Raw genomic sequence first — 8,664 nt, forward strand, 5'->3', positions numbered from 1 at the left:
CTTCCGGATTGCGGGCGCTGCGGGTCACTCCGCCGGCGGTCACGTTGACGTGGGTGGGGGTGGGCCACACCACGCGCACCTTCTTGGCGGTTGCCCGGTCGGCTGCGTTGTCGCCGCTCAGCAGCCGGGCTAGGTAGTACTGGTTCGCGATGGTGGCGCCGCATTGCCCCTGGCCCACGGCCCGCACCATGGTGGTGTCCGAGGTGAAGAAGGGTGCCTTGCTGTTGGCCACCACGCCTCGGAGCCATTGCCGTGTCGCCGTGGCCCCGCGCCGCACCAGTTCATCGGCCACCAGCGACTGGTTGTAGACGCTGGCCCGGTTGCGCAGACAGAGCTTGCCCTTGAACTCGGGCTTGGTGAGATCGGCGTAGGTGCGAATCCCTTTGGGGTTCACCTGGGCGGGGTTGACCATCACCGGTCGGGCGCGGCGGGTGAGGGCATACCAGCGCCCTCCCGGGTCCCGCAGGTTGGCGGGCACGTCCTTGTTGAGCTCGGGGGAGGAGATCGGCTGGAACAGGTTGTCCTGCTGGGCTCGATAGATCCGCGCCGCATCCACCAACACCAGCAGGTCGGCCTTGCTCTTGGGCCCTTCGCTCTTGAGACGCTGAATCAGTTCGTCATCCTTGCCTTCGAGCAAGTTCACCTTGATGCCCGTGCGGCGGGTGAATTCGCGGTAGAGCAGTTTGTCGGTGTTGTAGTGGCGGCCGGAGTAGACATTCACCTCCTGGACGCGGCTCTGGGCGAGTGAGGCCGCCCCAATGGCGCCGGCCAGGCTGGTGGCGGCCAGAGCTGTGGTGGCGATGGCCGTGAGCTTGCAACGCATAGCAACCAATCTCAGGAGCGAGGAACGGGGACGTCCCTGAATCCTGTCGGATGCCGGCGGCCCCTTCCGTCATCAATGCAAGGAAGCCGCGTAGCAATTGCTACGCGGCTGGGGGTTGGGATGGGGTCCGGCGCCTGGACCTTGTCCGGCAACTCAAGCGACCGACCCGGATGGTTCCTTCTCGATGGATCCTTGGAGTGCCCTGGCTCTTAGGAGTGGCGCCGCACCCGGACAGGCACCAGCACCGGTTGCATCATTCCGCCGCCGCCGTTGTCGTCATCGGAATCGGTGGTGAGCCAGAAGGCGAGGCCGAAGAGGGCGAGAACGCCGGAGAAGAGAATCAGTTCGGCCATGGCGTTCAAGTTGGCTCGGCTCACGGTAGCCAGACTGGCAAGGCGTGGTGTAGCGAAAACGGCCGTTTCTGGGCGGTTCTCACACCAAGGGGGCCAGGGCGAGCAGCCCGCCGGCCACGCCGAGGCCGGCGGCCAGCCGCAGCGTCCAGCTGGTACCCAGTTGACGCAGGCTCAGGAAGCTCGCCATCACCACGGCAGTGGAGGCCAGTCCGGCACCACACCACCAGCCCAACAGGTTGGCGGCCGTGCCCGTGGCTTCCTGGCCGTGCAACATGGCGTGGATCGCCACCGCCGCGGCCAGGACCACCGCCAGCAGGGAGCTCTGGCGTTGCCGCATCAGCAGGGTGACGCCCAGGGCTGAGACGGCCAGGGCCGCCAGCACTTCCGCGGCAGGAAGGCTGCCACCGAAGGCTCCAAACAGGCTGCCCCCAAGGGCGCCAGCGAGAGCTACCAGCAGCACGGAGGGGCCCTCTAGGGCTGCGGCTCCGCCCACGCCCAGCAGCAGGAGCAGATGGTCGAGGCCCAGCAGGGGGTGGCTGGCACCGGCCACGAGCCCACCCGTGGCTACCCCGTGGGCGCCGGCCGGCAGGGCTGAGAGCAGGCTGAGGCCCAGGCCGGCTGCGGCGGCCAGGGCCAGTTGACGGGGGGCTTGGGCAGTCATGGCGATCGTCGGGGCCTTGTAACCAGTATCCCGCTCAGGCAAAGCCCTTGCCGGAATCCTTGGCCACGCACGCCTGAAGCTGGCGCCGCAGTTGGTCGTGGTTGAGGTTCTTGCCGATCAGCACCACCTGGTTCTTGCGGGTCGCGTTGGGCCAGTCGGAGTCGTCGATCGAGAAGCGCTTGCCGGCGAGGTGAAACACATGCCGCCGCTCGCTCTCGTTGAACCACAGGATCCCCTTGGCCCGGAACACCTCTGCGGGCAACTGGTTGTCGAGGAAGTTCTGGAATTTGCGCAGGGCAAAGGGGCCCTCGGCCGCGAATGACAGGGACGTGAAGCCCTCGATCGCGGCGTGGTCGGGATGGGCGGCGTGATCGTGATGCTCCCCGTGGTGAGGCTCGTGGTGATGGTCGTGGGTGTGGTCATGGTCGTGCTCGCAGTGGCCGTGCGCGTGGTCGCAATCGCTGTGGTCCTGCTGAGCCACGATCTTGTCGCTCTCAAACAGGCCCACGCTGAGCAGCAGGGGCAGGGGCACATCCCCCTTCACCGACCGGAGGATGCGCGCGTCGGTCTTGATCTGGCGCAGCTGCGCTTCCAGGGCGCTGAGCCGCTCGTCGGCCACTAGGTCGCACTTGTTGAGCAGCAGCATGTCGCTGTACACGATCTGGGCCCGGGCCACCTCGCCCTCCAGCAGCTCATCGCTGAAGTTCTCCGCATCCACCAGGGTGATGATCGAGTCGAGGCGGGTGGCGTCGCGCAGGTCGCTGCCCAGGAAGGTCATGGCCACCGGCAGCGGGTCGGCCAGGCCTGTGGTCTCCACCACCAGGTAGTCAACCGGCTCGGGGCGGTCGAGGATCCGATACACCGCTTCCAGCAGCTCGCCGTTGATCGAGCAGCAGATGCAGCCGTTGCTCAGCTCCACCATGTCTTCGCCGGTGGCGACGATCAGGTCGTTGTCGATGCCGATTTCGCCGAATTCATTCACCAGCACGGCCGTTTTCAGGCCCTGCTGGTTGTTGAGGATGTGGTTGAGCAAGGTGGTTTTCCCCGCCCCTAGAAAGCCGGTGAGGATCGTCACCGGCAGGCCCGTGGGGGCCGCTGCCATCACGCTGGATTCGCTGGGGCTGGCGCTGGCGGTCATCGATGAGCGGGTGGCCGAATGACATCGACCTTAGGAAGGGCGTGATGGTGAGTTGGCTGGGAGCGTTAGCGGCCGATCGCCTGCCACCGTTGCACCAGGGCCTGCTGACTAGCCCGGTCGCAACGGCCCTTGAGACCGTTGACGATCAGGCAGGTGTTGTCTGTGAGGGTGGCCACCAGGCTGCCGGCCCCATCGCTGGAGGGGGCCAGCCCATCGGCCACCAGGGGGGCGGGGGCTAGGGGCACCCCGCTGAGGACGCTGATGCGTTGCAGGGCCTTGCTGGGCGGCAGTTGTTCGCTGAACAGCATCGGAACCTGCTCCTGCTTGAGCTGCTGCACCACGGCCTGAAAGGCCTGGGGCCGCAGGGTGTCACTGCTGCTCATGGAGTCGAGAAGGGGCAGCTCCTGGAGCCCATAGGCCCGCGCCAGGCTGGCGAAGGCGCGGTGCCCGCTGGCCAGGGGCCGGGCCGCGGGGATGGTGGCCAGCTGCTGGCGGTTCCAGCGGTCGAGCTGGCCGAGCACGGTCGTCATCGCCCTGGCCCGGGCGGCGATGCGGGGGCGGGCCGCGGGCTGGAGCGCTTCGAGTTGGCGGGCCACCAGCCGCACCATGGCGCTGGCCTGGCCGGGGTCGTGCCACACGTGGGGATCCCGATCGCCGTGGTCGTGGAGATCGGCGTGGGCGTGGCCAGCGGCGTGCCCTTCCTCCTGGTGGTCGCCTTGGCTGTCCTGCAGCACTTTGAGTTCGGGGCTCCCCGGCACGGCCCGCTCGGCCACCGCCACCGCCTTGCTCTGCTCGGCCAAGGAGGGGGTGAGGCCATACCCATTGATCAGCACCAGCGGGGCCTGGCTGAGGTCGCGGCTCTGCTGCGGTGTCAGCTGGAACTGGTGCGGGTCATCTCCCGGTTGCAGAAGGCAGCGCACCCGCAGGTCGTCTGCGGCCAGACGCTGGGTGATGTCGCACAGCACGCCATCGGCGGCGATCACATCTGGGGAGCGGGACGTCCCGCAGCCGGCCAGGGCCAGAGCCCCGGCCAGAGGCAGCGCCAGAGCAACGGTGAGGCGGAGTGGCGTGTGCGATCGGTGCGTCACAGAGGCAGGGAAGCCAAGCCCGGGGCTGGGCGAATGATAACGGTTCTCATCGATGCTGGCTGGGGGTGGTCGCTGTTGGTGTGGCTGCTGGGGTTGCAGGGGGCAGTCCCCGCAGAATGAAGGCCTTGCATCCCTCGTGCCGTGATCAGGCCCCACGCCTTGCTGATGGCCGGAGTGCTGCTCCTCTTTTATTTAGATGGGTTCGTCCTGGGCGCGCCGGCGGCCTTGGTCCTGGTGTGGGCCTTGCTGGGCCTCGTGGTGCTGGTTGGTTTTCTGCGCCATGCCGGCCATGGCCCCGCCGGCAGGATCCAGGGGGCAGCCGTGGCCCTCGCTGCCCTGGCTGCCCTGGGGGTGCTGGCCCTGAGTCGGGAAGCGTCCATCTCCGTGGTGGTGGCCACCGCCCTGGTTGGGGCGGTGGGGGGCGGACTGGAGGCCGCGGGGCGATCCACCCAGCGCTGGCAGGGGGTGGCCGCCCCGGTGTATTGCGGAGCCTTTGCCGGCATGACCTCCGAGCTGGTGCTGGGCCATCCGGCCTGGGTGCTCCTGGCAGGAGGTCTGGCCGGGTTGGTGTTGTCGGTTCTCAGTGAGAGTTGGAACGGCATTGGCGGCAAGCTCGGCACCACCGCATTCCTGGGGGGGCTGGGTGCCGTGGGCCTGGCCATGGCGGCCGGCGCGATGGGCTCGGGCGCCACCCTCCATGCCTTCACCGCCAGTGAGCGGGGTTGGATGGTGATCCTGTCGTTGCTGGCTCCGCTGGTCACCCACGCGTTCAGCTACCGCTGGGGCCTGGGTGTGGTGCTGGGTTCGGCCCTGCCGAGCCTCCTGGTGGCCCTCCTGCTGGGGTCTCTGCCTCCGGCACTCAAGCTGGCGTCGGTGCCCCTGAGTGCGGCCTGGCTGGGTGCCAGTTTCGTCGGCATGACGGCCCCCGAGCGGATTGCCCCCCGTCCGGTGCCCCTGCTGCTCGCCATGGGACTGGTGTTTGCTCTTTTGGATGCAGCCTTTGAGCCGCGCCTGGCGGGAATCGGTGGCGACCTCGGGGCCACGGCGGCGGTTTCGGTGTTTGCCGTGCTGGGGGCACGGGCCCTGCTGCCGGAGCCTCGTTAGGTTTGGGACCGACCTGAAGGCGTTGCGTGTCGCTTGAGGTGAGCCAGCTGCGGGTCCGCCGCGGCGACCAGCTGGCCCTGGAGGGCGTGAGCTTTGCGCTGGAGCCCGGCACCCTCACCGCCCTGGTGGGCCCCAACGGCGCCGGCAAGAGCACCCTGCTGCAGGCCATCGAGGGCCAGTTATCGCTCGAGAGCGGTGCGATTCGCCTGGATGGGGCCCCCCTCACCCCGGCCCTGGTGCGGCAGCAGCTGGCCCTGATGCCCCAGCGGGGGGAGATTGCCTGGCACTTCCCCATCAGCGTGCGGGAGCTGGTGGCCCTCGGGCGGATGGCGGCCCAGCGGCCCGGGTGCTGCGACGTGGAGGCCGCCCTGCAGCGGGTGGGCCTCGCTGGCTTGGCGGGTCGTCGCCTGGATCAGTTGTCGGGCGGGCAGCAGCAGCGGGCCCTGCTGGCGCGCACCCTGGTGCAGCCGGCCCGGGTGCTGCTGCTCGATGAGCCCTGCGCCGCCATCGATCCTCCGTCGCGCACGGAGTTGCTCAAGGTGATGGGGCAGCTGCGCGATGCCGGCCTCACCCTGCTGGTGAGCAGCCACGACTGGGGGCGCGATCTCGACGCCTACGACCGGGTGCTGGTGCTCGATCGCTGCCTCCTGGCCGACGGCAGCCCCCAGCAGGTGCGCCATGCCCTCGGCGACCTGCGCGTGGGCAACCACTGCTGCGGTTAGCCGGCCTGGGTTGGGCTGGCCTGGCGCTGCTGGCAGCTGTGGCACAGCCCGAAGAACTCCAGGGTGTGGAACAGCAGCCGGAAGCCGGAGGTCTGCACGTCATGCAGGTGCACGTCGTGCATGGGGCAGTGTTCGAGCACGGTGGTGCAGCCGCAGTCGACGCAGGTGAGGTGGTGCTCGTCGCGCTCGGTGGGGGCGAACAGGCCCTCGCCACTGGGCAGGTGGCGGCAGCGAATCAGGCCCCGTTGCTGCAGCTGACGCAGGTGGCGATACACCGTGGCCAGGCCCATGGGCTGGGGGCTCTGGCGCAGCAGGGCGTGGAGGTCTTGGCCGGAGAGTTCCCGGTCGGCCCGGTGCAAGGCGGCCAGCAGCAGCTGCTGGCGATCGCTCGGGGCGGCAACCTGGGTGGACATGGCCGGGCCGGCAAGGGCGGAGTGCGTTGATCCTATGGAGAGTCTCTGGTGGCTGCTGCCGCTGCTGCTGGCCCTGGTGATCGGGGGGCTGTGTCCCCTGGCGGGCACCCTGCTGCTGGTCCAGCGGCGGCTGTTTCTGGCCAACCTGGTGTCCCATGCCGTGTTGCCGGGGCTGGCCCTGGCGGTGGCGCTGCGTCTGGATCCGGGCCTGGGGGGTGTGATCAGTGGGGTGGCGGGTGCCCTGCTGGCGGAGCGGCTCAGCCGCGGCGATCGTGCCGGTGAAGGGGGCGATGAGGCGGTGCTCAACACCGTGCTGGCCGGCTTCCTGGGGCTGGGTGTGCTGCTGATTCCCCTGCTGCAGATCCGCGTGGATCTGGAGGCGGTGTTGTTTGGCGATCTGTTGGCCGCTGGGCCGGTGGATCTGCTGCGCAGCCTGCTGGCCCTGGCGGCCGTGCTGCTGCTGCTGGCCTTGCGCTACCGCCATTACGTGTATCTGGGCGTGGATCCCCTCGGCGCTGCCGGGGCCGGCCTGCCCGTGCAGCGGCTGCGGCTGCTGCTCACCCTGGTGACCGCCTTCACCGTGGTGAGTGCCATGACCGCCGTCGGCGTGGTGTTGGTGATCGCCCTGATGGGCGCGCCGGCCCTGGTGGCCCTGGCCGGCGCCGCCAGCCTGCGCCAGGCCCTCTGGCGCTCGGTCCTGGTGGGGATCGCCATCAGCGGGGGGGGCTTCCTGCTGGCGATCCAGCCCCTGGTGAACCTGCCGCCCGGCCCCCTGATCGGCGCGCTCTGCATGGGGTTGCTGCCCCTGGCGGTGTGGCGCGAACGCCGTCTGTCAGCTGGCCGGTAGCCAGAGGGCCAAGCGCACCGGCTTGTCCACCGGCTGGAGCTGGAGGGTTTGGCCATCCACCAGCACGGCCCGGGCCCCCTCCGTAGCTGGGGCCGTGCGGCGCAGGGTGAGCAGCAGCTGCTGGCGGGTGGGATCGAAGGCCATGGCGCTGCCTGGCTCCACTTGCCAACCGGGGAGCGGGCGCTGTTTCAGCCGCTGACCGCGGCGATCTAGGGCCAGCAGCTGGGGCTGGGCCCCCTTCTTCCAATCGCTGATCACTAGCCAGACGCGCTCGCCGCCCCGGTCGCAGGCGCTGGCCAGCACCGCTTCGCCGCCGATCCAGAGCTGCCGCGGGGGCTGGCCTGGCTCCACCAGCTCCAGGGAGCGGCGGTAGTCGGGCCAGTGGCGCACCAGCAGGGCGCGGCCGCTCACCGGGCAGAAACTGCTGAGCTCCCGGCTGCCCGGCAGCACCTGGCGGCGCGGGGGCTGCCCCGGCAGGGAGTGGAGGGTGAGGCCTTCCAATTCCGGCACCACCACCCCGCCGCCCTCCGGCAGCAGTTGCATCGGTCCGGAAGCGTTCTGAACCAGGGGCTGGCGTTCGTCACGGCGGCTGAGCAGCACGGTGGTTCCCGGCTCCAGGGCCGTGGTCGACGCCTGCACCAGCAGGTCGCCACGCCGGTTGCTGCTGAGGTGGGCAAACAGCAGGGGCTCCTCGCTGAGGGGCTCGAGCCGGCCGGGTTTGGGTTCGCCCAGGCCGCCGGGTTCGCGCACCAGATTGCGCTGGTGCAGCGGCAGGCGCCAGAGCTGATGGGAGCCCTGGCCATCGCCGCTGAGCAGGGCCACGCCGGAGCCGTCGCCCACGGGCATCACATGGGCCAGCTGGGGCCACACCGGGCTCAGGGGCAGCCAGCTGCCATCCCGGCGCTGCAGCTGCAGCTGCTCTCCGCCGGGAACGGGCACCACCGCCAGCAGCCGGGGGCGGGGGTCCCAGCGCCAGCGCTGGGGTTGGAGCGGCAGGCCGCGGCGGTCGGCCCCCGCCAGCAGGAGCTGCAGGGGGCCCGCAATGGTCTGTTGGGGCAGGAGCAGCAGGCGCAGGGGATTGCCTTCCCCCAGCCAGCGCCAGGCCAGGCGGGGTTCCAGGGCGCTGAAGCGCGCCAGGCTGGAGCGCTGCATCGGCCGGCTGAAGCGCAGATCCAGGGCGGCGGGCCCCGAGCTGGCCGTGGTGGAGCTGAGCTCCACCAGCCTGGGTGGGCGGCGCAGCAGCAGCTGTTGCTGCAGCGCTGCGAGCGCCACGCCTCCCCCCAGCACCAGCAGCACCCGCTTCATGGCTCCAGGGGGCGACTGGGCCGGGCGATCGGCGTGATTCGCTGCGCCACCACCACGCTGCGGCTCTCGCCGTTGTGCTCCTCCACCGCCATGGTGCCCTGCACCGCCAGCCACTGATCGGCCTGGGGCACTGGGCCCGCCGGCCAGCGCACCGGCAGGCCCACCGGCGTGGCATCGGCGAGACAGCAGCGCACCAGCAGCCGGGCCAAC

10 protein-coding genes and 1 pseudogene are annotated in these 8,664 nt (G+C 70.0%); 3 read left to right on the top strand and 8 right to left on the bottom strand.

What is annotated here, in order from left to right:
- The 5 genes from KBY71_RS13595 to KBY71_RS13615 all read right to left on the bottom strand — a co-directional run.
- The coding region (locus tag KBY71_RS13595) for an extracellular solute-binding protein (protein WP_254929431.1) at nucleotides 1-823 on the bottom strand (823 nt) is incomplete at its 3' end.
- A gap of 209 nt (nucleotides 824-1,032) precedes the next feature.
- Complete coding sequence (locus KBY71_RS13600; RefSeq protein WP_254929432.1) at nucleotides 1,033-1,176, bottom strand: hypothetical protein; 144 nt, start codon at nucleotides 1,174-1,176, stop codon at nucleotides 1,033-1,035.
- A 79-nt stretch (nucleotides 1,177-1,255) separates the two neighbouring features.
- Nucleotides 1,256-1,837 carry a HupE/UreJ family protein gene (locus KBY71_RS13605; RefSeq protein WP_254929433.1) on the bottom strand — a complete coding sequence of 194 codons (582 nt, stop codon included), beginning with the start codon at nucleotides 1,835-1,837 and terminating at the stop codon, nucleotides 1,256-1,258.
- 34 nt (nucleotides 1,838-1,871) lie between these two features.
- Nucleotides 1,872-2,975: a GTP-binding protein gene (locus KBY71_RS13610; RefSeq protein ID WP_254929434.1), complete on the bottom strand. Its 1,104-nt coding sequence runs from the start codon at nucleotides 2,973-2,975 to the stop codon at nucleotides 1,872-1,874.
- Nucleotides 2,976-3,040: 65 nt separating this feature from the next.
- The gene (locus KBY71_RS13615; RefSeq protein ID WP_254929435.1) at nucleotides 3,041-4,063 is read right to left on the bottom strand and encodes a metal ABC transporter substrate-binding protein; all 1,023 of its coding nucleotides are present in this window, start codon (nucleotides 4,061-4,063) and stop codon (nucleotides 3,041-3,043) included.
- Nucleotides 4,064-4,204: 141 nt separating this feature from the next.
- Between KBY71_RS13615 and KBY71_RS13620 the strand changes: the two genes are divergently transcribed.
- Complete coding sequence (locus KBY71_RS13620) at nucleotides 4,205-5,167, top strand: hypothetical protein (protein ID WP_254929436.1); 963 nt, start codon at nucleotides 4,205-4,207, stop codon at nucleotides 5,165-5,167.
- A gap of 26 nt (nucleotides 5,168-5,193) precedes the next feature.
- Nucleotides 5,194-5,889: a metal ABC transporter ATP-binding protein gene (locus tag KBY71_RS13625; protein ID WP_254929437.1), complete on the top strand. Its 696-nt coding sequence runs from the start codon at nucleotides 5,194-5,196 to the stop codon at nucleotides 5,887-5,889.
- Here the strand turns inward: KBY71_RS13625 and KBY71_RS13630 are convergent.
- Nucleotides 5,886-6,302: a Fur family transcriptional regulator gene (locus tag KBY71_RS13630; protein WP_254929438.1), complete on the bottom strand. Its 417-nt coding sequence runs from the start codon at nucleotides 6,300-6,302 to the stop codon at nucleotides 5,886-5,888. The two genes, KBY71_RS13625 and KBY71_RS13630, sit on opposite strands and share 4 nt — an antisense overlap.
- Nucleotides 6,303-6,336: 34 nt before the next feature.
- Here KBY71_RS13630 and KBY71_RS13635 point away from each other — a divergent pair, with 34 nt between their 5' ends.
- Nucleotides 6,337-7,149, top strand: coding sequence for a metal ABC transporter permease (locus tag KBY71_RS13635; protein WP_254929439.1), 813 nt, complete (start codon nucleotides 6,337-6,339; stop codon nucleotides 7,147-7,149).
- Here the strand turns inward: KBY71_RS13635 and KBY71_RS13640 are convergent.
- Nucleotides 7,135-8,454 carry a hypothetical protein gene (locus KBY71_RS13640; RefSeq protein WP_254929440.1) on the bottom strand — a complete coding sequence of 440 codons (1,320 nt, stop codon included), beginning with the start codon at nucleotides 8,452-8,454 and terminating at the stop codon, nucleotides 7,135-7,137. The genes KBY71_RS13635 and KBY71_RS13640 overlap by 15 nt on opposite strands.
- Nucleotides 8,451-8,664: pseudogene (locus KBY71_RS13645) on the bottom strand (TIGR03943 family protein); the annotation flags it as partial. The gene KBY71_RS13640 and the pseudogene KBY71_RS13645, both read right to left, overlap by 4 nt.

This window comes from Cyanobium sp. T1B-Tous, assembly GCF_024345475.1.
Lineage (GTDB): Bacteria > Cyanobacteriota > Cyanobacteriia > PCC-6307 > Cyanobiaceae > Cyanobium_A.